1 pseudogene is annotated in these 336 nt (G+C 49.1%); it reads left to right on the top strand.

Features of this window, described 5'->3' with window-relative positions:
* Positions 1-336: pseudogene (locus CWB99_RS23850) on the top strand (peptidase M28); the annotation flags it as partial.

The following is a 336-nucleotide window of genomic DNA, read 5'->3' as shown; positions in this document are numbered from 1 at the left end:
TGGACATATAAATACGAAGAAGCAAGCCGCCAAGGCGCTGCTGGTGCTATTATTGTGCACGAGACCGCACCTGCATCTTATCCGTGGTCGGTGGTCGAAAACTCGTGGAGCGGCCCACAGTTTGGCTTCCAAAAAGACAACAACAATATGGACCGCGTGGCGGTGGAAGGCTGGGTGACTGTGGATGTAGCCAAAGAGCTATTCGCAAAAGCCGGTCTGGATTTTGACCAAGCTAAGCAACGCGCAAGCGAAGGTGCTTACCATGTTGATATGGGCGATTTAACTGCCAGCGTTGAAGTAAACAGCGAAATCAAAAAATCGATTTCCTATAACTTT

It is taken from the genome of Pseudoalteromonas rubra (assembly GCF_005887095.1).
Lineage (GTDB): Bacteria > Pseudomonadota > Gammaproteobacteria > Enterobacterales > Alteromonadaceae > Pseudoalteromonas > Pseudoalteromonas rubra_E.
This window is presented reverse-complemented; position numbering and strand designations above follow the sequence as displayed.